General features: G+C 67.1%; 1 protein-coding gene. It reads left to right on the top strand.

Annotated features, from left to right (window positions below; genetic code table 11):
- Positions 1 to 184 precede the first annotated feature (184 nt).
- Positions 185 to 1,168 (top strand): IS481 family transposase, encoded by a 984-nt coding sequence (locus tag LCE31_RS34835; RefSeq protein ID WP_225021694.1) that lies wholly within the window; start codon positions 185 to 187, stop codon positions 1,166 to 1,168.
- Positions 1,169 to 1,243 lie beyond the last annotated feature (75 nt).

Genomic DNA, 1,243 nt, shown 5'->3' with positions numbered 1-1,243 from the left:
CCGCTCCCGCCCGGGGTCTCGCTCCTGGCGGCCGAGTCGCCCCCCCGCCCGACGCTCCGCCCCGCGCTCGCCCCCCCCCCCCCCCCCCCCCCCCCCCCCCCCCCCCCCCCCCCCGCCGCATCTCCTCCTCGCCAACGTGCACCTCCAGGTCAGGGCGGGACAATCACAGACTGAAGAGGCCCCCGTGTCACACCCCAACGCGCGTTTGGCCATCCACGGCAGACGCCTCTTGGTCGATCGGGTTCGAGCAGGCAGGCCCGTCGCCCATGTCGCCGACAAAATGGGGATCTCCCGCGCAACTGCCTACAAGTGGGTCCAGCGCTGGCGAGCCGAAGGCGACCCAGGTCTCTACGACCGCCCAAGTCGGCCCCTCACCACTCCACACCGCACGCCCTCAGACCTGGAGGAGCAAGTCTGCGCGCTGCGACGTGAGCGGAAACTCGGCCCGGCGCGAATCGGCCCGATCATGGGCATGCCCGCCTCCACGGTGCACCGTGTGCTGACTCGCCACGGCCTGAACCGCTTGCGATGGATGGACCGGCCCACCGGCCAGGTCATACGACGCTACGAACGAGCGAGCCCCGGCGAACTCGTCCATGTCGACATCAAGAAACTCGGCAACATCCCTGACAGCGGCGGCCATCGGATCATGCCCCGCCAGCAAGCCCTCGCCAACCGGCAGACCACCACCGACGCCCGCAAGGGCGGCAGTCCTGTGATTGGCTACAGCTTCGTCCACTCCGCCATCGACGACCACTCCCCGCTCGCCTACAGCGAGGTCCTGACCAACGAGCGCAAGGAGACCGCCGCCGCGTTCTGGCGGCGAGCGAACGCCTTCTTCACCGCTCACGGCATCACCGTCGAACGGGTCCTCACGGACAACGGATCCTGTTACCGATCCCGGCTGTTCGGACAGACCTTGAGCACGGCCGGCATCGTCCACAAACGCACCCGTCCGTATCGTCCGCAGACAAACGGCAAGGTCGAGCGCCTGAATCGCACCCTGCTCGACGAGTGGGCGTACGTGCGCCCGTATTCCAGCAACGCCGAACGCACCGAAGCTCTGGTGGACTTCTTGCACACCTACAACTACCACCGGTGCCACACCGCACTCGGTGGTTACCCGCCCATCAGCCGCGTCAACAACCCTGCGGGTCAATACATCTAATACTCCAGCAGTACTTTGAGGCTTGACCTGGGTGAATGTCGAGCGGTGGGAGTGTAGCGGGACGGTTCATGGTCA

Origin of the sequence: Streptomyces sp. 8L (assembly GCF_020176795.1) — a bacterium.
Classification (GTDB): Bacteria; Actinomycetota; Actinomycetes; order Streptomycetales; family Streptomycetaceae; genus Streptomyces.
The sequence above is the reverse complement of the archived record's forward strand: the minus strand, read 5'-3'. Positions and strand labels throughout refer to the sequence as shown.